Annotated in this window: 18 protein-coding genes; 8 read left to right on the forward strand and 10 right to left on the reverse strand. The window is 65.6% G+C overall.

Going from position 1 to position 23,309, the window contains the following annotated elements; translation table 11 throughout:
• Positions 1–17: 17 nt before the first annotated feature.
• From E4K09_RS27780 to E4K09_RS27795, 4 genes are all read right to left on the reverse strand, one after another.
• Entirely contained in the window at positions 18–2,099 is a 2,082-nt protein-coding gene (locus tag E4K09_RS27780; protein ID WP_134500832.1) for a methyl-accepting chemotaxis protein, read from the reverse strand.
• Between the two features lie 143 nt (positions 2,100–2,242).
• Positions 2,243–3,058 (reverse strand): exodeoxyribonuclease III, encoded by an 816-nt coding sequence (gene xth / locus E4K09_RS27785; RefSeq protein ID WP_134500833.1) that lies wholly within the window; start codon positions 3,056–3,058, stop codon positions 2,243–2,245.
• A gap of 92 nt (positions 3,059–3,150) precedes the next feature.
• A complete protein-coding gene (locus E4K09_RS27790; protein ID WP_244610729.1) occupies positions 3,151–4,092 on the reverse strand; it encodes an outer-membrane lipoprotein carrier protein LolA in 942 nt (313 codons plus the stop codon).
• Between the two features lie 99 nt (positions 4,093–4,191).
• On the reverse strand, positions 4,192–6,768 hold the full coding sequence (locus tag E4K09_RS27795; protein ID WP_134500835.1) for a DNA translocase FtsK: 2,577 nt from the start codon (positions 6,766–6,768) through the stop codon (positions 4,192–4,194).
• Positions 6,769–7,011: 243 nt separating this feature from the next.
• On the opposite strand from E4K09_RS27795, the gene E4K09_RS27800 reads away from it, so the two are divergent.
• From E4K09_RS27800 to E4K09_RS27810, 3 genes are read left to right on the forward strand one after another with little or no spacing between them, the layout of a single operon-like run.
• Entirely contained in the window at positions 7,012–7,395 is a 384-nt protein-coding gene (locus E4K09_RS27800) for a DUF2946 family protein (RefSeq protein ID WP_134500836.1), read from the forward strand.
• 44 nt (positions 7,396–7,439) lie between these two features.
• Positions 7,440–8,399, forward strand: coding sequence for a DUF1775 domain-containing protein (locus E4K09_RS27805; RefSeq protein ID WP_134500837.1), 960 nt, complete (start codon positions 7,440–7,442; stop codon positions 8,397–8,399).
• Between the two features lie 15 nt (positions 8,400–8,414).
• Positions 8,415–9,014 (forward strand): SCO family protein, encoded by a 600-nt coding sequence (locus tag E4K09_RS27810; RefSeq protein ID WP_134500838.1) that lies wholly within the window; start codon positions 8,415–8,417, stop codon positions 9,012–9,014.
• Positions 9,015–9,241: 227 nt separating this feature from the next.
• On the opposite strand, the gene E4K09_RS27815 is transcribed toward E4K09_RS27810, so the two are convergent.
• The 3 genes from E4K09_RS27815 to tesB all read right to left on the reverse strand — a co-directional run bounded on the left by E4K09_RS27815 (position 9,242) and on the right by tesB (position 12,201).
• Positions 9,242–10,606 carry an ammonium transporter gene (locus tag E4K09_RS27815; protein WP_134500839.1) on the reverse strand — a complete coding sequence of 455 codons (1,365 nt, stop codon included), beginning with the start codon at positions 10,604–10,606 and terminating at the stop codon, positions 9,242–9,244.
• Between the two features lie 38 nt (positions 10,607–10,644).
• Positions 10,645–10,983 (reverse strand): P-II family nitrogen regulator, encoded by a 339-nt coding sequence (locus tag E4K09_RS27820; RefSeq protein ID WP_134500840.1) that lies wholly within the window; start codon positions 10,981–10,983, stop codon positions 10,645–10,647.
• A gap of 357 nt (positions 10,984–11,340) precedes the next feature.
• Entirely contained in the window at positions 11,341–12,201 is an 861-nt protein-coding gene (tesB, locus tag E4K09_RS27825) for an acyl-CoA thioesterase II (RefSeq protein ID WP_134500841.1), read from the reverse strand.
• A 168-nt stretch (positions 12,202–12,369) separates the two neighbouring features.
• Here tesB and E4K09_RS27830 point away from each other — a divergent pair, with 168 nt between their 5' ends.
• Positions 12,370–13,632, forward strand: a complete 1,263-nt coding sequence (locus tag E4K09_RS27830; protein ID WP_134500842.1) for a ubiquinone biosynthesis hydroxylase — start codon at positions 12,370–12,372, stop codon at positions 13,630–13,632.
• 242 nt (positions 13,633–13,874) lie between these two features.
• Positions 13,875–16,367 (forward strand): calcium-binding protein, encoded by a 2,493-nt coding sequence (locus tag E4K09_RS27835; RefSeq protein ID WP_134500843.1) that lies wholly within the window; start codon positions 13,875–13,877, stop codon positions 16,365–16,367.
• 87 nt (positions 16,368–16,454) lie between these two features.
• Here E4K09_RS27835 and ppa read toward each other — a convergent pair whose 3' ends face one another.
• Positions 16,455–16,985: an inorganic diphosphatase gene (ppa, locus tag E4K09_RS27840; protein WP_134500844.1), complete on the reverse strand. Its 531-nt coding sequence runs from the start codon at positions 16,983–16,985 to the stop codon at positions 16,455–16,457.
• Between the two features lie 183 nt (positions 16,986–17,168).
• Positions 17,169–17,675 (reverse strand): GNAT family N-acetyltransferase, encoded by a 507-nt coding sequence (locus E4K09_RS27845; protein WP_134500845.1) that lies wholly within the window; start codon positions 17,673–17,675, stop codon positions 17,169–17,171.
• A gap of 549 nt (positions 17,676–18,224) precedes the next feature.
• Between E4K09_RS27845 and E4K09_RS27850 the strand changes: the two genes are divergently transcribed.
• Positions 18,225–18,749, forward strand: a complete 525-nt coding sequence (locus E4K09_RS27850) for a hypothetical protein (protein ID WP_134500846.1) — start codon at positions 18,225–18,227, stop codon at positions 18,747–18,749.
• 142 nt (positions 18,750–18,891) lie between these two features.
• Here E4K09_RS27850 and acnA read toward each other — a convergent pair whose 3' ends face one another.
• The gene (gene acnA, locus E4K09_RS27855) at positions 18,892–21,597 is read right to left on the reverse strand and encodes an aconitate hydratase AcnA (protein WP_134500847.1); all 2,706 of its coding nucleotides are present in this window, start codon (positions 21,595–21,597) and stop codon (positions 18,892–18,894) included.
• Between the two features lie 232 nt (positions 21,598–21,829).
• Here acnA and ccmA point away from each other — a divergent pair, with 232 nt between their 5' ends.
• Positions 21,830–22,456 (forward strand): heme ABC exporter ATP-binding protein CcmA, encoded by a 627-nt coding sequence (gene ccmA, locus E4K09_RS27860; RefSeq protein WP_134500848.1) that lies wholly within the window; start codon positions 21,830–21,832, stop codon positions 22,454–22,456.
• Positions 22,453–23,121: a heme exporter protein CcmB gene (ccmB, locus tag E4K09_RS27865; RefSeq protein WP_134500849.1), complete on the forward strand. Its 669-nt coding sequence runs from the start codon at positions 22,453–22,455 to the stop codon at positions 23,119–23,121. The genes ccmA and ccmB overlap by 4 nt, the downstream gene beginning before the upstream one ends.
• The last annotated feature ends 188 nt before the right edge of the window (positions 23,122–23,309 follow it).

Below are 23,309 nucleotides of genomic sequence, written 5' to 3' on the forward strand. Positions count from 1 at the left end.
GAGATCTCGCGCCGCCCCTAAGCCGCCTTCACGCCGGACAGGAACGAGCCGACCTCGCGGCTGAGCGTCTCGGAGTGACGCGCCAGTTCCTGCGCCGAGCTCAGCACCTGCGAGGCCGCCAGGCCGGTTTCGCCCGCGCCCTGACGCACCTCGTCGATGTTGCCGGTCACGGCTTCCGTGCCGCGCGCGGCTTCCTGGACGTTGCGGGAGATTTCGGCCGTGGCCGCTCCCTGCTCTTCCATGGCGGCCGCGATCGAGACCGAGATCTGCGACATCTCGCCGATCGTGCGGGCGATGGCCTGGATGGCCTGCACGGCCTCGGCGGTGGCCTGCTGCACGGAGGCGATCTGAGCCGAGATCTCCTCGGTGGCTTTCGAGGTCTGGGTGGCAAGGTGCTTGACCTCGGACGCCACCACGGCGAAGCCCTTGCCGGCTTCGCCCGCGCGGGCCGCCTCGATGGTGGCGTTGAGCGCCAGGAGGTTGGTCTGCGAGGCGATATTGTTGATGAGCTGCACCACGTCTCCGATGCGTTCGGCGGAGGTGGCGAGTGCCTGCACCGTCTCGTTGGTGCGCTGCGCATCCGACACCGCCTGCTCGGCGATGCGCGAGGACTGGCCGACCTGCTCGGCGATCTCGCGGATCGAGATCGACAGCTCCTCGGTGGCGGCGGCCACCGTCTGCACATTGGCGGAGGTCTGCCCGGCCGCCGAGGCGACGCTCGCCGACTGATGGGTGGTCTGGTCGGCCACCGACGTCATCGACCGGGCCGTCGCTTCCATCTCGGTGGCTGCGGCGGAGAGGCTGGCGGTGAGCACGGACACATTGGCCTCGAACTGCCGGGTGAGCTGGTCGAGCATCTGCGCACGGCGCATCTTGGCATCCGCCTCGGCGGCGGCGGCCTCGTCGGCTTGCCGCTTGGCGATCAGGGCGTCCTTGAAGACCTGCACCGCGCCGGCCATGGCGCCGATCTCGTCGACGCGGTCGGTGTCGGCCACCTCGATGTTCGTCTCGCCCTGCGCGAGGGTTTTCATGGTGGCCGTCATGCGCACGATGGGCGCGGCGAGCGAGCGGGCCGCCCACCAGGCGCCCAGCAGCGCCAGGGCGAGAAGGCCGGCCGCGGTCAGCAGCATCAGGTTGCGCGCTTCGATGACCCCCGCGACCATGGCATCGGCCGGAACCGAGATGGCCAGGAGCCACGGCTCTTCGATGCCCGGGAAGGTGACGGAGACGACGGCGCGATAGATTTCAGTGCCGGATTCATCCGTGACCATCGCATCCGCGAAGCCAACCTCTGAGGTTTTGGCCTTGGTGGTGAGTTCTGCCAGAATCGTATCATTGGCGGGCTTTCCGAGGAGCTGCGCATCCTTGTTGGCAACCCACAGGCCTCCCGCGCCGATCAGGCTCACGGTGCCTTCCTCGAAAGGCTTGAGGGCGGCAATCGTATCCGAGATCGTGTCGAGGTCCATGTCGGCGGAGACAATGCCGATGGGCGTGCCGTCGCGGCGAACGACGACGCTCACGGTGGACATGAGGACGCTCTCGCCGTCCACCTGATAGGGATAGGCCGGAACGATCTGGTCGCGATTGTCGCGAAGGGGCTTCGTGTACCAGTTCGCGATCGTCTCAGGCTTGCTGGTCAGGTTGATCGGGTCGACCGTGACCTTCCTGTCCTTGGTCCAGTAGAAATTGGGGCTGAACCGGCCGCTCGGGTCCGAATAGGGATCCGCCAGGAACGTCTTGTCCTGCCGGTCCATGGCGTCGGGCTCGAAGGCGAGCGTCATGCCGATGAGATTGGGCTGGACCTCCACGGCCCGCGCCAGAATCTCCGCAAGCTCGCCGCGCTCCACTTTGTAATCGTACACGATGGCTTCCGCCGTGGATCGCATGAGCGTTGCAGCTGAAATGGCCTGACCGATTCTGGCTTGCACGAGTCCCTTGTACTGGTTGAGCAGCGCCTTCGCCGTGACGACGGCCTCGTCGCGCCCCGAGTTCATCATGATCTGGGTGCCTGCAAAGGTCAGGATCGTGCAGGCCCCTATGAAACCTGCTCCCGCAAGCAGCAGGACGCGGCTCTTGATCGAACGCAGTTTGAAGACCATTCGGTGCCCCCCAAGGCATGGCTGTTTCGAATCTAGTCGCCACTACGACGCCGGGCTTGCGTCTGGCTTGCGGGGGTGCTCCTGTCTCCTGTCTCATGACGTCGCATCCCGAACGTGAGATCGGCTCGGGATGCCCGGCAATCTCAGAGTTCCAGCTCCATCGTGACGGGCGCGTGATCGGAGGGGCGCTCCCAGCCGCGGGTGTCGCGGGTCACGTCCACGGCGCGAAGCGAGCCTTTCAGCGCGTCCGAGATCCAGATGTGGTCAAGCCTGCGGCCCTTGTCGGCGGCGGCCCAATCGGGAGAGCGGTAGCTCCACCAGGAATAGATCTTCTCCGGTTCCGGCCGCAGGTGGCGCATGGCGTCGGTCCAGCCCGCCTCCTGGCGCAGCTCCTCCAGGGCTTCCGTCTCCACCGGCGTGTGGCTCACCACGTCGAGGAGCTGCCTGTGGCTCCACACATCGTGCTCGAGCGGCGCCACGTTCAGGTCGCCTACGAGGATCGCCGGGCCGGAGGTGGGCTTCGCCTTCGCGCCCCAGGCCCGCATCTCGGCCAGAAAATCCAGCTTGTGGCGGAATTTCTCGTTGATCTCCGGGTCGGGAATGTCGCCGCCCGCGGGCACGTAGAAATTATGGATCGTGATGCCCGCGGCGGCCTTGGCCTGAGGGCTCAGGGTGACGGTGATGTGGCGGGCGTCATGGCGGCCGCACATCTCCATCACGCTCGTTTCCGAGAAGGGATAGCGCGACAGGATCGCCACGCCGTTGTAGCCCTTCTGGCCCATATGGACCACGAAGGGATAGCCGAAGGATTGCAGGTCCTTCAGGGGCAGCTTGTCGTTCGGGCACTTGGTTTCCTGCAGGCACAGGATATCGGGGCGCCGCTCCTTCAGGAAGCGGGCGACCTGGTCGATGCGCAGGCGGACGGAATTGATGTTCCAGGTGGAGACGGTGAGTTTCACGGAAAGCGGCCCCTCGATCAGTCGTCCCGGGCTACGACAGATTTTTCCCAGAGGGAAGGGCTGCGGGCCCGCTGATGCGGGGCCGGTAAGGCTTACCTGTGGTCGCCCCGGATCTCCTCGTACTGGATCCGGAACAGATCCTGGTCGATCCGGCGGCCCTTCTGGACCTGGTTCAGCACCACGACCGTCTGGAAGCCCTGGGCATCCACGATTCGCCACTGGCTGAGATCCCGCACCTCGGGATCGAAGAACAGGGTGATCCGGGAGGTGCCGCCCAGGGTGCTCGAGTCCTCCAGGTTGATGCGCACCGCGTCGGGCTCGCTGCTGATGCCGGTGATCTTGATGTCCTGGCCGAGACTGACCCGCTCGCGCAGCAGGAATTTCAGAGGCGTCTGCGAGATCGAATAGAGGTCCTGCGTGGCGAGCTTGCGGTCGCGCACCGCGACGGAGCGCCCGTCGGCGATCACCTCGAGGGTCGCCGGAGGATCGTATTCGAAGCGCACCTTGCCCGGACGCTGGAGATAGAGGGTGCCGCCCATCCGCCGCCCGTCGCCGCCCACCTGGGTGAAGTCGGCCACCAGCGTGTTGAGATTCGTGAAATAGGCGTTCGCCCGCTCCACGACGGCGCTGTTCGGCAGTGGCTGGCCCTGGCCGACCGGGCCCATGGAGGCGGTCACGATGGGTTTGGCCGCGATGGTGATCGGTTCGGCTTCCGGCGGCGCCTGTGATGCGGCCTCGGCGACGACTGGACGGGCCGGGGGCAGGGGCGCCGTGGCTGCCAGGACCTGCTCGGCGTTCGCCGGCCGCGTGACGACGGGTCTTGCCGGCGGCGCGGCCGTGCCGCCGGAAGCGGTGGCGGATACCCGGTGGAAGGACGAGGTCGGGAGCGCGGAGGCCGCCGGCGCGAAGCCCTGGGTGATCGGGCGCTTGGGCGGCAGGATCATCTCCAGGGGCAGCACCTGCGCGGCAGCCGGCGGCGCGCCCGCGAAAGCGGACGCCAGGGCGACCAGACCGGCGAAGCTGACAGGGCGCATCCGAACCATCCTTCGAGGAACCACTATGACCGGAGCTGGGCTTTTTGCCCAGCGCTCAAGAATGACGCAGGGCCCCGGCCAAGGTTCCGCCCGAATAGGCTAATCTTCTCCCCTGTGCGGGCTTTCGAGCAGGATCTCGCGTTTTCCGGCGTGGTTCGCGGGTCCGACGATCCCCTCCTGCTCCATCCGTTCCATGAGCGAGGCGGCGCGGTTGTAGCCGATCTGCAGGCGGCGCTGGATGTAGCTCGTCGAGGCCTTCTTGTCGCGCAGGACCACCGCCACGGCCTGATCGTACAGCTCCCCGCCCGGCGAGCCGAACTCGCCCTGGTCGAAGACCGCCGCGTCGGCCCCGCCGCCCTCGTCCTCCTCGGCGGTGACCGCCTCCAGATATTGCGGGCGGCCCTGGCGCTTCAGATGCGCCACCACGTGCTCCACCTCCTCGTCGGAGCAGAAGGGTCCGTGCACGCGGGTGATGCGCCCGCCGCCGGCCATGTAGAGCATGTCGCCCTGGCCCAGGAGCTGCTCGGCGCCCATCTCGCCCAGGATGGTGCGGCTGTCGATCTTGGAGGTCACCTGGAACGAGATCCGGGTCGGGAAGTTCGCCTTGATGGTGCCGGTGATCACGTCGACCGACGGGCGCTGCGTCGCCAGGATCACGTGGATGCCGGCCGCGCGCGCCATCTGGGCCAGGCGCTGGATCGCGCCCTCGATCTCCTTGCCGGCCACCATCATCAGGTCGGCCATCTCGTCCACGATCACCACGATGTAAGGCAGAGGCTCGAGGTCCATCACCTCGTCCTCGTAGATCGCCTCGCCGGTCTCGCGGTCGAAGCCGGTCTGCACTGTGCGGGTGATGGTCTCGCCGCGGGCCTTGGCTTCCGACACGCGAGCATTGAAGCCGTCGATGTTGCGCACGCCGAGCTTCGACATCTTCCGGTAGCGGTCCTCCATCTCGCGCACCGCCCACTTGAGCGCCACGACCGCCTTCTTGGGGTCGGTGACGACCGGCGTGAGCAGATGGGGAATGCCGTCATAGACGGAGAGCTCCAGCATCTTCGGGTCCACCATGATCAGGCGGCACTCGGCCGGGGTGAGCCGGTAGACCAGCGACAGGATCATGGTGTTGATCGCCACCGACTTGCCCGAGCCGGTGGTGCCCGCGACAAGCAAGTGCGGCATGCGGGCGAGGTCCGCGATCACGGGCTCGCCCCCGATGGTCTTGCCCAGGCACAGGGCGAGCTTCTGCTTGGTGGTCTCGAAGTCCTGGGAGGCGAGGAGCTCCCGCAGGTACACGGTCTCGCGCTTGTGGTTGGGCAGCTCGATGCCGATGGCGTTGCGGCCTTGCACCACGGCCACGCGGGCCGAGACCGCGCTCATGGAGCGGGCAATGTCGTCGGCGAGCGAGATCACCCGCGATGATTTCGTTCCGGGCGCAGGCTCAAGCTCGTACAGCGTCACGACAGGGCCGGGGCTGACCTTCGTGATCGCCCCGCGCACGCCGAAATCCTCCAGGGTGCTTTCGAGTAGGTTGGCGTTCTGCTCCAGCGCTTCCGCCGAGATCAGCGGGGCCGACGACTTCTTGGGCTCCGCGAGCAGGTTCAGTTGCGGCAGCTGATAATTGCTGTCGTCCAAGAGCGAGGGCTGTGCCTCGCGCGCCATGCGCCGGCCGGGTTTCGGTGCGCCCGGAGCCGGCGCGACGCGAGCCGAGGCCGGCTCCGGCCGCAGGGCGGCGCGGGGAACGGGCTGCGTCACGGGCCCGTCCTCGTAAGCCTCGTCGTCGTCCTCGTCGGCGAGCGTAGCGCCTGTCCGCAGGCCGCGGGCCGGCGGGGCATCGAGCATGGGCTCGCGCCGCACGGCGCCGCTGCGGCGGGGCTGCGGAGCGGGCTCGAAGTCCTCGTCCTCGTCGGGGGCGCGGCGTCCCTCGCGCCAGCGGCGCGCGGCGGCGCGCAGGCTCATGACGCCGTGAGCGAGCGCGCCGAGGGACACGATGCCCCAGCCCGGCTCGTCATGGCTGGTCTCTTCGGCCTCGTCCAGATCGGCGATCTGGCGGCGGCGCACGGGACGGGGAGCCTCCTCCTCGTCCGCCTCGTAAGGATGCGGCTCGTTGGGGCTGAGACCGCAGGCGGCTGTGAGGCTCAGGATTGCAACGGCGGCGAACAGGAAGCCGAGAACCGCGCTGGCCGAGCCGCTCGACAGGCCCGTGATCGCCTTCGCGCCGGTCAGAACCGCGTCGCCGGTCACACCGCCGAGGCCCGTCGGCAGGGGCCAGCGATCGGTGGCCGGCATGGCGCTCGCCATGGCCGTGGCGGCGCCCGTGCCGATGACCCAGAGGGCGAACCGCAGCTGCAGGCGGCCGAGCTCGCCCGATTTCATCAGGCGCCAGCCCCAGAGCGCCAGCGGCAGGACGGCCGCGATGGCGCCGAGGCCGAGAAGCTGCATCAGCAGGTCGGCCACGATGGCGCCGGGCCAGCCCAGCAGGTTGTGAACAGGAAGATCGGTGGCGTTGTTGAGGCTCGGATCGTCCACCGACCAGGTGGAGAGGGCCACGGCCACCGCGCCGGCCGCGGCGACGAGGCACAGGCCCGTCAGTTCCTGCGTCCGGCGGGCGAGGAACGTCCGCAGGCCGCTGAAGAGACCGTCGTAGGCGGAAGGGGAAGAACGGCGGGCCGAACGCATCAAACCACTCTGGTAAATCGGACAAACGGGACAGACGTTCCGGGAGCTTAGGGGCAGCGGGTTAAGGGTCCATTAACCCTGCGCGGCGGGCCAAGGAGCTACTCCGGATGTCCGCGTCACCAGCAGCCAGGAGAGGCTTAGTGTGTTTTCACGAGGCGGCGTTCGCCCGTCACGCCGATGCCGGGGCTTTTTGCGCTGTTGACGCGCGGGGCCGGACGGACCAGTGTCCTGGCCATGATGCGCATGGCCTCCATCACCCCCTTCCGGCGCGCCGTTCTGACGGCGCTGATGGCCTATGCGCTGGTGCTGCAGACGGTGCTCGTCTCGCTCGGCGGCGCCGCCCATGCGGGACAACTCGCCGAAGCGCAGGGGATCCTCTGCCTCCAGGACGGCCAGACCCAGCCCAGCCAAGATCCGGCCAAAGGTCCGACCGGGAGCCACGACGGGCTGTGCTGCACCTTGAGCTGCCACGGCGGGGGAGCGGCCGGTCCCGCTCCGGCGCTCGTCCTGGCCGGGCGGCTTGCGCCCGTCATCCTCGAACCGCGCGCGCCGGCCGATTCGCACCACACGCGCCATTTCTCCAACGTCCTTCCTGTAGGATCGCGCGCGCCGCCGCGCCTCGGCTGATCTTCATCCTCGCCGATCACCGAATCTGAAACAGGAATCGTTCCATGACGCTATTTCGCTCGCGCGGCGCATTCGTGGCCGCCGCTCTGTCCGTCCTGTCCACGCCCGCTCTCGCCCATGTCACCTTCGAGACAGCGCAGACCACACCGAATTCCACGTTCAAAGCCGTCCTGCGCATTCCCCACGGCTGCGACGGCCAGCCGACCCTGAAGCTGCGCGTGCGCATTCCCGAGGGCATCGTGGCGGTCAAGCCCATGCCGAAAGCCGGATGGAAGCTCGAGACGAGCAAGGGCGCTTACGTGCGCGCCTACCAGGTGCACGGCGAAACCATCTCGGAAGGCGTGACCGACATCATCTGGTCGGGTTCGCTCGACGACGCCTTCTACGACGAGTTCGTGTTCCAGGCGCGCTTCACCGACGCCTATCAGCCGGGCGCCACGGTCTATTTCCCGGTGGTGCAGGAATGCGAGAAGGGCATCGCGGAATGGGTGCAGGTGCCCGCAGCCGGGGAGGATCCCCATCGGCTCGCTTCGCCCGCGCCGGGCGTGAAGATCGTGGCGGCCGCGAACGCCTCGCCTGTGGCCCGGAAGGTCGGAGCGCTCACCATCGATCAGCCCTGGTCGCGCGCGACGCCGGGCGGCGCGAAGGTGGGCGGCGGTTACGTGCGCATCACCAACACCGGGTCCGAGGCGGACCGCCTGGTCGGCGGCTCCTTCCCGGGCGCATCGCGCGTCGAGGTGCATGAAATGGCGATGGACGGCGACATCATGCGCATGAAGCCGGTTCAGGGCGGGCTCGAGATCAAGCCCGGCGCCACCGTTGACCTCAAGCCCGGCGGCCATCACCTCATGTTCATGGACCTGAAGGAGCCCCTGAAGGAAGGCCAGACCGTAAAGGGAACCCTGGTCTTCGAAAAGGCGGGACCGGTGGAGGTGGACTATACCGTGCGCGGCATGGGGGCCGGTTCGGGTGCGTTGCCGGCCGCGGACGAACACAAGCACTGACAGGGAGTATGATCAATGGCCTTCAGGCGCTCTCTTCTCATCCCGCTCGCGGTGTTCCTCGCCGGTCTCGGCGTCCTTGTCGCCACCGCCCTATTCATCCTGCAGCCGCAACAGCAGCAGAACGCCTCGCGCGTGCCGATCGGCGGGCCGTTCCGCCTGACCTCGCACGAGGGCAGGCCGTTCACGGACGCGGATCTGAAGGGCAAGCCCTTCGCGGTGTTCTTCGGCTTCACCCATTGCCCGGAGGTCTGCCCGACCACGCTCTACGATCTCACGCAGGATCTGGCGTCGCTCGGGTCCGACGCGGACAAGCTGCGGGTCGCCTTCATCACCGTCGATCCCGAGCAGGACACGCCGGACCTGATGAAGACCTACCTCTCGTCCTTCGATCCGCGCATCGTGGGGCTGACCGGAACGGCGGAGGAGATCGCCGCGGTCGCGAAGGCCTACAAGATCTACTACCGCAAGGTACCCACCGATTCCGGCTACACCATGGATCACTCCGCCACGATCTTCCTCATGGACGGCAAGGGCGATTTCTACGGCACGTCGAACTTTCAGGAAACCGCCGAGATCAGGCGCTCGAAGCTGAAGCAGCTGATCAAGAACGGGTGATGTTCTTCTCACCGTCATGGCCGGACTTGGTCCGGCCATCCACGCCTGCAGAACCGCGAGAGCCATCAAGACGTGGATTCCCGGCACAAGGCCGGGGATAGCGAAGGAAGGAAAGGCGATCCCTTTCATGAAAAAGCCCCGGTCTTTCGACCGGGGCTTTTCTCATCGAGCCTCTGGAAGGCTTCGTTGCCGCATCGCGCCTGTCGCGCGATGCGGGGTGTTCCGTCTTAGTAATTGTAGGCGCGCTCGCCATGGTCGGCGAGGTCGAGGCCTTCGCGCTCCTGGTCCTGCGTGACGCGCAGGCCGACGATCATATCGACGATCTTGTAGAGCACCACGGAGCCGATGCCGGTCCAGACCAGGGTGATGACCACCGCGATGATCTGCGTCCAGACCTGACCGCCGATGCTGTACTCGCCGACGCCGTAGCCGCCCAGGGACGGAGCCGCCACGATGCCGGTGCCGATGGCGCCGATGATGCCGCCCACGCCGTGGATGCCGAAGACGTCGAGAGCGTCGTCGTAGCCGAGAGCGTTCTTCACGCCCGTCACCGCGAAGTAGCAGACCGCGCCGGCCACGAGGCCCAGAACGATGGAGCCCATCGGACCGGCAAGGCCGGCGGCCGGCGTGATGGCCACGAGGCCTGCGACCGCGCCCGAGGCGATGCCCAGCAGTGAGGCCTTGCCCTTGCCCATGGCCTCGACGGTCATCCAGGCGAGGCCCGCAGCGGCGGGAGCCACGATGGTGTTGAGGAGCGCGAGAGCGGCACCGCCGGTGGCCTCCAGGTTGGAGCCGGCGTTGAAGCCGAACCAGCCGACCCACAGAAGGCAGGCGCCCACGAAGGTGAGGGTGAGCGAGTGCGGCGCCATCAGGTCGCGGCCGTAGCCGATGCGCTTGCCGATGAGGAGCGCGCCGACGAGGCCGGCCACGCCCGAGTTGATGTGCACCACTGTGCCGCCCGCGAAGTCGAGGGCGCCGAGGCCGAAGAGGTAGCCTTCCGAGAACCACACCATGTGGGCGATCGGCAGGTACACGAAGGTCACCCACAGGCCCGTGAACAGCATCACGGCCGAGAACTTGATGCGCTCGGCGAAGGCGCCGACGATCAGGGCAGGGGTGATGCACGCGAAGGTGAGCTGGAACGCCACGAAGGTGAGTTCCGGGATGGCGACGCCCTTGGTGAAGGTGTCGGCGGTGGAATCCGTCGTCACGCCGGCCAGGAAGGCCTTGGAGAAGCCACCGATGATGGCGCCGAGCGTTCCCTCGCCGCCGGACGTGAAGGCGAGCGAGTAGCCGTAGAACACCCACAGGATCGACACGAGGCTGAACACCGCGAAGACCTGCATGAGCACGGACAGCATGTTCTTGGTGCGCACGAGGCCGCCGTAGAACAGCGCGAGGCCCGGGATCGTCATGAGGATGACGAGGAGCGTGGACACGAGCATCCAGGCGGTGTCGCCCTTGTTGACCGTGGGGGCGGCGGCCGCATCGGCCACGGGAGCAGCGGCATCCTGCGCGAGAGCGGGATCGATGGCGGCGAGGGTTAAGCCCAGCGCACCGAGCGCGGGCAGAAGAAGATGACGGAACTTCATCGGATTCAAACTCCGGAGAACGTAAAAGGAGAAGGACATCAAAGAGCGTCGGAATCGGTCTCGCCCGTGCGGATGCGGACCGCTTTCTCGAGCGACGTGACGAAGATCTTGCCGTCGCCGATCTGGCCCGTGCGCGCCGCGGCGGTGATCGCGTCGATCACCTGCGGCACGAGGTCGGATGCGACCGCCACCTCGATCTTGAGCTTCGGCAGGAAGCTCACGGCATATTCGGCGCCACGGTAGATCTCCGTATGGCCTTTCTGCCGTCCGTATCCCTTCACCTCGGTCACCGTGAGCCCGTGCACGCCGAGCGCCGTGAGCGCGTCGCGCACCTCCTCCAGCTTGAACGGCTTGATGACCGCCATCACGATTTTCATGGGTTGCCCCCTTTGAGATGCTGGCCCGAATGCTCGGGCAGCGATTTCCACACGAACCCGCCGCCCAGGGCGGGTGTCGGAGGGAGGTATGCAACGATCGTGCCAAGCCGCTTCGGCAGGGAGGAGCGGGCCTGCCTCTTTCCTAGGCAGGTCTGGAATGGCTAGAAATCGACCTTATTGTCTAATTATGAGGCAGATGTTCCGAGGAGCGCTCTGAAAAGGCGCGTGCCTCGGGGACAGGACGCTCTCACGACATCACCGGTTTCGTGCCGGTGATCCCGATGCGGTGAGGCGTTGCGCTTGTCCTGACCCGATGATCCCTGGATCGGATTGGGAACGGCCAGGAGGGGGCTGCTGTCAGGCGGAGCGGTCGCGGATCAGCCCTTCCTGGGCGACCGAAGCCACGAGGGTGCCGTCCTGTTTGAAGATCAGACCGCGGGAAAAGCCGCGCGCGCCCGAGGCGTTGGGGGTGTCCTGGGCGTAGAGCAGCCATTCGTCGGCCCGGAAGGGCCGGTGAAACCACATGGCATGGTCGAGGCTCGCCGCCTGGACCGTGGGATCGAACACCGTCCGGCCATGCGGGATGAGGGAGGTGTCCAGGAGCGTCATGTCCGAGGCATAGGCGAGGACGCATTGGTGGATGGCCGGGTCGTCCGGGAGCCGGCCGGTCGTCTTGATCCAGACGTGGAACCGTGGCTCGCCGGGCGCGCGGGAGGTGTAGCGCTTGATCTCCACCGGGCGGATTTCCAGGGGACGCTCGCGCTCGTAATAGGTGCGCATGGGCTCGGGCATCTGGAGCAGCAGGCCGCCCTTCACCTCCTCCTCGGACGGGAGCTCGTCCGGACCCGGAACGTCCGGCATCTCGGCCTGGTGCCCGAAGCCGCCCTCATCCACCTGGAACGAGGCCGACATGGCGAAGATCGCCTGGCCGTGCTGGGTGGCCACCACCCGGCGGGTCGTGAAGCTCTTGCCGTCGCGGATGCGGTCGACCTCGTAGATGATCGGAACCTTGGGGTCGCCGGGCAGCATGAAGTAGCAATGGAGCGAATGGGGATGGCGCCCCTCCACCGTGCGGGTGGCGGCCACCAGCGACTGCCCGATCACCTGCCCGCCGAAGACCCGCTGCCAGCCGCTCTTCGGACTCTGGCCGCGAAACAGGTTCACCTCGAGCGGCTCGAGATCGAGAATGGAGAGAAGGTCCGTCACGGCGCGGGACATGAATCGATCATCCTTCAACGGGAAAGCCCATCCATCGGCGAGCCTTGCGGGAACGTCAAGCTTGACGCTGGTCGATGGATCGCTGACACCCAACCTAATAGAGTGAACGCCGCAAAAGGCGAAGCGGTGCGCCCGGACGGGACGCTTCGAGAGCTTAAGGAGAACCACATGGCTGCAGCAGCGGGCACGGAGCGGTCGCGCATCGTCATCGCAGGCGGCGGGCTCGCTGGCCTGTCCCTGTCGCTCGCCCTCAAGCGCGCGCTCGCCGACGGGATCGACGTGGTCATGTGCGATCCGGCGCTCGCGCGCGATCCGCACGGGGATCGGCGCTCCTTTGCAATTGCGGCTGCGGCGCGGCGGATGTTCGAGGCCCTGGGCCTCTGGGACAGGGTGGCCGACAGGGCTCAGCCGATCCTCGACATGGTGATCACCGATTCCAGCCTGCAGGACCCGGTGCGGCCCACGTTCCTGACTTTCGAGGGCGCGGTGGAGGGTGAGCCCTTCGCCCATATGGTGACCTCGGGCGACCTGACGGCGCTCCTGCTCGAGGCATGCCGTGACAGCGGCGTGAGCCTGCGGCCCGAGGGCGTGAAGGGCTTCACCGTGCAGGGCGCCCGGAACGACGTCGTGCTGACCGGCGGCGAGACGGTTCCGGCCGCTCTCCTCGTGGCCGCGGACGGGGCGCGCTCACGCCTGAGAGAGCAGGCGGGCATCGGCTGGATCACCTGGCCGTACAACCAGTCGGGCATCGTCGCCACCATCGCGCACGAGCGCGATCACGAGGGCCGGGCGGTGGAGCACTTCCTGCCGGCAGGTCCCTTCGCGATCCTGCCCCTGAAGGACGATGTCCGGCCCGACGGCACCGTCCGGCACCGCTCCTCCATCGTATGGACCGAGCGCAGCGAGACCGTGCCCGCGCTGCTCGAATCCCAGCCCGAGGATCTCCTGGCGGAACTCGAGAAGCGGTTCGGCCTGCAGCTCGGAAAGATTGCCTTCGAGACCAAGCCGCAGGCCTATCCACTGGCCTTCGGGGTGGCGCGCTCCTTCGTGGGCGAGCGCCTCGCGCTCCTGGGCGACGCGGCCCATCTCATCCATCCGATAGCAGGCCAGGGCCTGAATCTCGGCCTGCACGACGCGGCGGCGCTGGCGGAAATCGTCACGGACGCCATGCGGCTGGGCCAGGATCCGGGCGCCGCCGACGTGCTCCTGCAATACGAGCGCGCGCGCAGGGCGGACATCACCGCCATGGGCATGGTGACGGACGGCCTGAACCGGCTGTTCTCCAACGACCTGCTGCCCGCGCGGCTGATTCGGGATCTCGGTCTCGGCCTGGTCGACCGCATGCCCGGCCTGAAACGCTTCTTCATCGGCGAGGCGGCGGGCCTGAGGCGGGGCGCCGGGCCGCGCCTGCTGAGGGGCGAGGCGCTTTAAGCCGGGCAGAGGCTGCCTGGTCCGGATCGTGGTGAAAGGTCGCCGGGCAGCTGCGGCTTTACGCTTTGGTAACGCTCCAGATATTTGAGGGGCTGCCGCTCTCACCTTGGAAATCCGGTTTTTCATCGGAAGCCGCTGCCCACCTCTGCAGGTGCGGCGGAAATGTTCACGTTCGGCCCTTTTCGTTTGCCACGACATAACGTATCAATCGGCCATCATTCCTCGCTTTTCGGAAAAGACCCATGGCCGACTATTACTTCGATCCAGCCAACCCTCCCACCTATGCCGCCGACGGCAGTGTGGTCCTCCAGGAGGGCACCGCGTTCGTCGGCGTGACCATCCGCAACGGCACCGCGGACAAGAACGCCCTCAACGCCGTCGGAATCCAGGACATCACCATCATTCCCGGCGTGACGGTCCGGGCCGAGAACGACGCGATCAACTTCGCGGCGGCCGGGACCGCAACCAGCGCGAACAGGGTCTTCAACGGCGGCGGCTTCATCTCGGCCGTGGCAGGTGCCGGCATTTACTTTGCTAATGGCGGCGACGGCATCGTCACGAACCAGGGCACCGTCACCGGCGCCACCGGCATCAAGATGGACGGCAACGGCAAGCTGGATGTTCTGAACAGTGGCACGATCAACACGTCCGGAAAGGCCATCGTGAGTGGCTCCGCCAACGACAGGGTGGTCAATGCCGGGCTGATCCGCTCAACGGGCGCTGAGGGAATCGCGATCGATCTCGGCGCCGGCGACGACGTCTATGACGGCAGCGGCGGCACCACCATCGGCAAGATCGTGCTGGGCGACGGCAACGACAAGGCCTATGGCGGCGCGGGCTCCGAGGTCTTCGTCGGCGGCAAGGGGAATGACTTCTACGACGGCGGCGCGGGCAGCGACACGGTCGATTATTCGGCCGCGACGGGGGCCATCACCGTGGATCTGTCGCAGACGGGCCAGCAGGCGATCGGCGGGGGGTACGATTCCAACACCCTGTTCAGCATCGAGAACATCATCGGCGGCACCGGCGCCGATTCGATCAAGGGCAGCAGCGCCGACAACATGCTCCAGGGCGGCGAGGGCAACGACACCCTGGAAGGCGGCGCCGGCAACGACACGCTGGATGGCGGCGTCGGCGACCAGGATACGGCCAACTACTCGACCACGACAACCTCGCTCAAAGTGGACCTCAGGACCAGCGACGTGTCCCAGAATACCTTCGGGTCGGGCTGGGACTTGTTGAAGGGCATCGAGAACGTCACCGGCGGCAGCGGTTCCGACACCATCGACGGCAGCCAGGGTGACAACAAGCTCCTGGGCTTGAGCGGCAACGACAGCCTCAACGGCCACGGCGGCAACGATCTGCTCGAGGGCGACCTGGGCAACGATACCCTCGACGGCGGCGCGGACAACGATACTCTGAATGGCGGCATCGGCAACGACAGCCTCCTCGGCGGCACCGGCATCGACAAGCTCGTCGGCGACGTGGGCAACGATACGCTCCAGGGTGGCGACGGCAACGATACCCTCGAAGGCGGCGAGGGCAACGACATGGCCGTCTTCTCAGGCATGCGGAACAATTATCTGATTTCGGTGACTACAGGCAGCGAGGATACCGCGTATACGGTCAAGCATACGGTCGAGGGCGGCGAAGGCGAAGACACGGTCCTCGGCGCGGGCGGCGAGGACAGCCTCAAGGGGATTCGTCTTCTGAAGTTCCTCGAAGGGGATGGAACAGCCGACGACAAGACCTACGCTCTCACTAATTCCGCGGCTCCGACCACGGTCGGCCTCTCCGGCACCGGCATCCGGGAAAACAGCGCCAATGACACGGTCGTCGGCGTTCTCTCGGCCACCGATGCCGATGGCGATGCGCTGACCTTCACCCTGGTCGACAACGATGACGATTCGAGCAACAACTTTTTTAAGCTTGATGCCGACGGCAGGACCATCCGCGTCAAGGACAAGAACCTCCTGAACTTCGAAACCCTGAGCAACGGCCAGCTGACCGCCAAATACGTCCTCAAGGTGACGGTGAGCGACGGCATTATGAACCTCAGCGACGGCGCCATGACCGGCACCGCCACGCGAGACGTGGTCGTCACGATCACCAACGAATACGAGGACGCTCCGGTCATTCGCCGCGGAACGAATGCCGGCGAGCAGGCCATCGGCGAATACGGCAGCGACAGGGTCTACGGCCTAGGCGGGAACGACGAGGTCTTCGGCCGCAAGGGGAACGACCTTCTCGACGGTGGCACCGGCAACGATTTCGTTATCGGTGGAGACGGGAGCCAGGGAACCGGACTGCTCACCACCGGCAACGACACGCTTTATGGCGGCAGCGGCAGCGACACCCTTTTCGGCGGCGACGGCGTCGACTTGCTCTACGGCGGCACCGGCAGGGACACCCTGTATGGCGGCACCGGCTCGGACACATTCGTGTTCAACGCGTCGCTGTCGAGCGCCAACATCGATCACATCGCAGACTTCCGGTCGGAGGACACGATCAAGCTGTATCGTGGGATCTTCTCCAAGATCGCCAAGGGAACCCTGTCGGCCGATGCGTTCGTGGTCGGTGATCGGGTGAAGGACAAGGAAGACCGGATCATCTACTACAAGACGGGCGGCGCCCTGTTCTACGATCCGGATGGCACCGGCAGTGCAAAGGCAGTGCAGTTCGCGACGATCGGCAAGAACCTGTCCCTGAGCTACAAGGATTTCGTCATCTACTGACGACCTTCAAATAAAAGCCCGGCTCGTGAGAACCGGGCTTTCAAGGCGCAGGGGCTGGGGGCTCCTCAACCGTTCCTTCGAGCCGGCCTATTTCTGCTTGGCGCGCTCGACGGCTTCCTGGATCAGGCGATGGGCTTCGGCCTTGTCGCCCCAGCGGATGATCTTCGCCCATTTGCCGGGCTCGAGATCCTTGTAGTGCTCGAAGAAGTGCTCGATCTGCTTGAGGGTGATCTCGGGAAGATCGGTGTAGTTCTGCACCCGGTCGTAGCGCTGGGTCAGCTTGCTCGACGGCACCGCGATGATCTTCTCGTCCTGGCCGCCGTCGTCCTCCATCACGAGCACGCCCACGGGGCGCACGTTCATGACGGCGCCGGGCACGATGGCGCGGGTATTGGCGATGAGCACGTCGCAGGGATCGCCGTCGCCGGACAGGGTGTGGGGGATGAAGCCGTAATTTCCAGGATACCGCATGGCGGTATAGAGGAAGCGGTCGACGACGAGAGCGCCCGACTCCTTGTCCATCTCGTACTTGATGGGCTCGCCGCCGATCGGCACTTCGATGACGACGTTCACGTCCTCAGGCGGGTTCTTTCCAGTCTGGATCGCGTCAAGGCGCATAGAGCTGTTCTCCGGAAAAGGCTTGTGGCACCGGTTTCGGTGAAGAAGGAGCTTCCACCGATCCATGCAGCAAAACGAAGCCCTGTGGAGCGATCAAGGCTTCATAACCTTGCGCGCGCCCCTTAAGGCTTTCGCGCTTCACTAGCCGGACTGGGCGCGTGCAACAAGAACCAAAACGTGTTTTTACCGAAAGAGATAGGCGACCTTGGCAAGAGGAGTTCCGCCGATCCGCTCCTCGACCCGGGCGATGCTGCGTCCGCCGAGGCCCTCGTAGAAGGCGCAGGCGCGCTGGTTCTCGGCTAGGGCCCACACGGCCACCTGTCGCATGTCGCTGTGGCGCAGATCATTGAGCACCGCCTTGAACAGACGCCGGCCGAGCCCGATCCCCTGGTATTCCGGCAGGAGATAGATCTCGTCGATCTCGCCTTCCGCCGGGAGTGAGCGATCGCGGCAGCGGCCGTAGGACGCGTAACCCGCGATCCCCTGTCCGATATCCAGCACCACGAGAGGCCGGCCTCGGGTCACGGTGGAACGCCACCAGCGCTCGCTGCGACGGGCGAACATCTTGTCCAGGGTCACGCCGGGAATGATGCCGAGATAGGCCTCGCGCCAGGCGGCGTCGAACACCCTGGACAGGGCTGAGGCGTCATCGGGCTTGGCATGACGGATGCTGACGAGGAGGTCGCTCATGGCTTGAGGCAATGTCTTGAGATGCAACGATAATGAGCTTCGCCGGGCCATGGTTAACGAGCCGTTAACGTGCGCGAAGATCCAAGCCGGCAAAGCATGAGTTTCTTAAGCCAAACAACGGACAGTGGGGCACAGGTCAAAACGCCGCAAATTTCTCTGTACTCGCTAGGAGCAAAGTCCCCTTCGAACAGGTGTCGCTTAAACCCGGTCTAAGAGGTCAACTCGATTTATAGTTACAAAAGATGGCAGAAGACCTTATTCAGGGAGGTGAAGGAATCGATATTCTTGCGATTTGAGTATTCACGACCTCAAGGCTGATCCGAAGCCGACTGGGTCTCAGAAACCAGGCAACTGGAACGAAATTCTTAGTCCGAGGAATAATCTGCGAACCTTGCAAAAGGAAGTTTAGATCGAAATCCTCTGTGGAGTAACAAAAGATTCAGAATGATTTCAAGGTTTACCATTCCCGGATTATCATGAGCATAGCTCATCTTATGCGAGTCCCGGCTCTCAAAACTGCTAGAGCGGTCGATCGAGCAGTAAAGGCGCATGATGCATTCCTTCGAAGCCAATCCTGTGAAGGCTGATGTATTCCTCCTCTCATGCCTGGATGAGGTACCTCAGCGTTACTTGCATGGGCTTTGCTTTCAGGAGGAAAACCTCATCATCGGAAATGGCGGGTACCAGCAGTACCGCGCTGATGGAAAGTCAGACATACAGCCCAAAGGATTCGTTTTAGAACCAGCGGCGTCAAGGAATGGGCGCGTCTATGCGGCAGAAGCTACACCCGCCGAAGGCGGAAACTTTCAGCAGAAGGAGGCGCTTCGCATGCTGCGGGACGAATTCCTCGAGCATTATGACGATATGCGTAAAACAGGCTTTTTCCCAGTCGACTACATTGAGAAGGCAAGAGGCACCATAGAGGAGGCGGCACAATCCGGGCGCTTCGCTCATCCCATTGACGGTTGTGCTGTTTCGCACGTGCTTCTTGCAGGGGAGCTTTCCAGCTTGTCGAATTGGACGCAGCAGCGCTCGTCAATCCTGGGAAGGCTTAAGAGTATATTCTCTCAATGAGGAGCAGCCTTTGCTCACCGCTACAAATATCTGATCAACAGACTGACCGAGTAGCACAGCTAAGGACTCGTGCCTCAGGCATTTAGTCGAGACACAAACCGCCCGCTCTTCATCCGAAGAGCGGGCGGTTTGGCCTTCGGGCTTACGCCGCGAGCTGGCGCAGCACGTATTGGAGGATGCCGCCGTTGCGGAAGTACTCCACTTCCTCGAGCGTATCGATGCGGCAGAGCACCGGAACGCGCTTCACGGAGCCGTCGCCGGAGGTGATCTCCATCTCCATGCGCTGGCGCGGCTTCAGATCGCCGGACAGGCCCTTGATGGTGATCGTCTCGTCGCCCTTGAGCCCGAGGGACTCCCAGGAGGTGCCCTGTTCGAACACGAAGGGAGCCACGCCCATGCCGACCAGGTTCGAGCGGTGGATGCGCTCGAAGCTCTCGGCGATCACGGCGCGGATGCCGAGCAGGCTGGTGCCCTTGGCCGCCCAGTCGCGGGACGAGCCGGTGCCGTATTCCTTGCCGGCGAGGACCACCAGCGGAACGCCCTCCGCCTTGTAGCGCATGGCGGCGTCGTAGATGTACATCCGCTCTCCGCTCGGCTGGTGGATGGTGTAGCCGCCTTCGACCACGTGGCCGTTCTCGTCCCTCACCATCTGGTTCTTGATGCGGATATTGGCGAAGGTGCCGCGCATCATGACCTCGTGGTTGCCGCGACGGGTGCCGTACTGGTTGAAGTCGGCAACGCGCACCTGATGCGACTGCAGGTATTCACCGGCCGGGGACGCGGCGCGGATGTTGCCCGCGGGCGAGATGTGGTCGGTGGTGATCGAGTCCTGGAAGAGGCCGAGGATGCGGGCGTTCACGATGTCCGTGACCGGCTGCGGCTCCTTGGTCATGCCTTCGAAGTAGGGCGGGTTCTGCACATAGGTCGACCCGGTCGGCCACTCGTAGGTGAGGCCCGGCTCGAAGGTGACCTTCTTCCAGTTCTCGTCGCCTGCGAACACGTCGGAGTAGCGGCTCTTGAACAGCTCGCTCGTGATCGTGCGGTCGATGAAGTCCTGCACCTCGGTGGAGGAGGGCCAGATGTCCTTCAGGTAGACCGGCTGACCGTCGGAGCCCGTGCCGAGGGGATCCTTCGTGAGGTCCACCAGCATGGAGCCGGCGAGGGCGTAGGCCACCACCAGCGGCGGCGAGGCCAAGTAGTTCGCGCGCACGTCCGGATTCACCCGGCCTTCGAAGTTGCGGTTGCCTGAGAGCACCGACACGGCCACGAGATCGTTGTCGTTGATCGCCTTCGAGACGTTCTCCGGCAGCGGGCCCGAGTTGCCGATGCAGGTGGTGCAGCCGAAGCCCACGAGGTTGAAGCCCAGCGCGTCCAGGCTCTCCTGGAGGCCGGCCTTCTTGAAGTATTCCTCGACGATCTGCGATCCGGGCGCGAGCGAGGTCTTCACCCACGGCTTGGACTTGAGGCCCTTCTTCACCGCATTGCGGGCGAGCAGGCCCGCGCCGATCATCACGCTCGGGTTCGAGGTGTTGGTGCAGGAGGTGATCGCGGCGATCACCACGTCCCCGTGGCCGAGATCGAAATTGGCGTTCTCCACGCTCACGCGCTTGCCGATCTCGCCGGCCTTGCGGAACTCCTTCTCCATGGCGTCGACGAAGGAGGTCTTGGAGGTGTCGAGGGTCACGCGGTCCTGCGGACGCTTGGGGCCGGCCAGCGAGGGCACCACGTCGCCGAGGTCGAGCTCGAGGCTGTCGGTGAAGACCGGGTCGGCCATGTCAGGCGTGAGCCACATGCCCTGCGCCTTGGCATAGGCCTCGACGAGGGCGACGCGCTCGTCCGTGCGGCTGGTGGTGCGCAGGTAGTCGATGGTCTTCGTATCGATGGGGAAGAAGCCGCAGGTGGCGCCGTATTCGGGCGCCATGTTGCCGATGGTGGAGCGGTCGGCGACCGACATGTCGTTGAGGCCGGGGCCGTAGAATTCCACGAACTTGCCGACCACGCCCTTCTTGCGCAGCATCTGGGTGACGGTGAGCACCAGGTCGGTGGCGGTCACGCCTTCCTTCAGCTTGCCGGTGAGCTTGAAGCCGATGACCTCCGGGATCAGCATGGAGACCGGCTGGCCGAGCATGGCCGCCTCCGCCTCGATGCCGCCCACGCCCCAGCCGAGAACCGCGAGGCCGTTCACCATGGTGGTGTGCGAATCGGTGCCGACCAGGGTGTCCGGATAGGCGATCTCCTCGCCGGTCGCCGTGTCCTTGCGGGTCCAGACGGTCTGCGAGAGGAATTCCAGGTTGACCTGGTGGCAGATGCCGGTGCCGGGGGGAACCACCGAGAAGTTCTCGAAGGCGGTCTGGCCCCACTTGAGGAAGCGGTAGCGCTCGCCGTTGCGCTGGTATTCGAGCTCAACGTTGCGATCGAAGGCCTTCGGCGTGCCGAACTCGTCCACGATCACCGAGTGGTCGATCACAAGGTCGACGGGAACAAGCGGGTTGATCTTGCGCGGGTCGCCGCCGAGGTTCTTCATGGCGTCTCGCATGGCCGCGAGGTCGACCACGGCCGGAACGCCGGTGAAGTCCTGCATCAGGACGCGGGCGGGGCGATAGGCGATTTCCTTCTCGTCCTTGCCCCTGTTATCGACCCAGGCGGCCACGGCTTCGATATCGGCCTTGGTGACCGTGCGGCCGTCCTCGTAGCGGAGCAGGTTCTCGAGCAGCACCTTCATGGAGAAGGGCAGCTTCGAGGCGCCTTTCAGGCCGTTCTTCTCGGCCTCGACGAGGGAGTAATAGGTGTAGGTCTTATCGCCGACCTGGAGGGTCTGGCGGGCATTGAAGCTGTTGTTGAGCGTCACGGCGAATCCTCGCGTGCATTTGGGTTACGAACAGGTTGTTCGGCCGAAAGCGCGATATGCGCGCGCCGCTCCGGGGGTGCCCGGACAGGGGAAAAGCGCGCGAGGCGGATTGGACGCCTTGGCGCGCGGCGCAGCCAGGGGTGCTATAGATCATTTCCAACCATCCCGCTACACGGTTTAGAACCATTCTGGGGTGCAATGAGGGCAGGGGTCTGAGGGTTTGGGGCAGGGTTTGCGTCTGAGGGTTAACGATTTGGCCTGCGAGCGGGGCGGCCGCCGGATCTTCGACGGCGTGTCCTTCACCCTCGGTTCCGGCGAGGCTCTTGTCATCACCGGCCGGAACGGGGCCGGAAAGTCGACCCTGCTGGAGCTTCTGGCCGGACGGCTCACGCCCGCGGGCGGAACGATCCTCTGGGAGGGGGCAGGGGAGCGCAGCCTGCCCGAATGCCTTCACTATGTCGGCCACCGGGACGCCCTCAAAAGTGCCCTCACGGCCCAGGAGAACCTGGATTTCGCCCGCGATTTCCTCGGCGACCCGGCCCTGTCCGCCGCCGAGGCCCTGGAGGCGGTGGGGCTCGCCCATGCGGCCCGGCTGCCGGTGGGCTATCTCTCGGCGGGGCAGCGGCACCGGGTGGCGCTCGCCCGCCTTCTCGTGGCGCACCGTCCCCTGTGGCTCCTCGACGAGCCCACATCCGCCCTCGACACCGCCTCCCAGGACATTCTGCGCCGGCTCCTGGAGAATCACCGCTCGGCCGGCGGCATGATCGCCGCCACCACCCATTCGCCCCTGTTCCTGTCGGAGCCGAAGGAGATCCGCATCGAGCGCGCGGCGATCCGGGCCGGGGAGGCGCTCCCGTGATCCGCTCCTTTCGCGCGCTCCTCGTCCGGGACCTGAAGCTCGCCGCCCGCGTGGGCGGGTCGGGCGTAATGGGCCTCATCTTCTTCCTGATGATCGTGACGCTGATTCCCTTCGCGCTCGGTCCCGACCTCAACCTCCTGTCGCGCATCGGCCCGGCGATTCTTTGGATCGCCGCCCTGCTCGCGACCCTCATCGGCCTCGACCGCCTGTTCCAGGCGGATCAGGAGGACGGCTCCCTCGACATCCTGCGCCTCTCGCCGGCCCCCCTCGAGTTGATCGTGCTCGCCAAGGTCACGGCCTACTGGCTGACCACCGGCCTCCCGCTCGCCCTCGCCACGCCGCTCTTCGGCCTGCTCGTGGCCCTGTCGCCGGAGGGCATGCTCGCCATGGTGGCGACGCTCCTCGTCGGCACGCCAGCGCTCACCTTCATCGGCGCGGTTGGGGCGGCGCTCACCGCTTCGCTCCGGCGCGGCGGCCTGATCCTCGCGATCCTGGTGCTGCCCTTCATGATCCCGACCCTGATCTTCGGGGTCTCGGCCGCGAATGCGGCTCTCGGCGGCACGATTCCCTTCGCGACGCCCTTCCTGATCCTCGTTGCCCTGTCGCTGATCTCCGCCGTGGTCGGCACGGTGGGCGCCGCGGCGGCGTTGCGGTCGGGGGAGTGACCCACCCCTGCCATTCCGGGGCTTCGTTAGAAAAGTGAACTTGTGACGCTGAGTCCGTGGACATTCGATCTACGTGAGGGCCTCATGCGCCCATGGCCGGGGTATCGGCATATGTTCAAGACGAAAGTCCAAAAGCCGATACAGCCGCCGAAAGGGTCCTGGAGCCCCCGGCTGCCATTCTTCTGGCA

Source organism: Microvirga pakistanensis (assembly GCF_004458765.1).
Taxonomy (GTDB): Bacteria; Pseudomonadota; Alphaproteobacteria; order Rhizobiales; family Beijerinckiaceae; genus Microvirga; species Microvirga pakistanensis.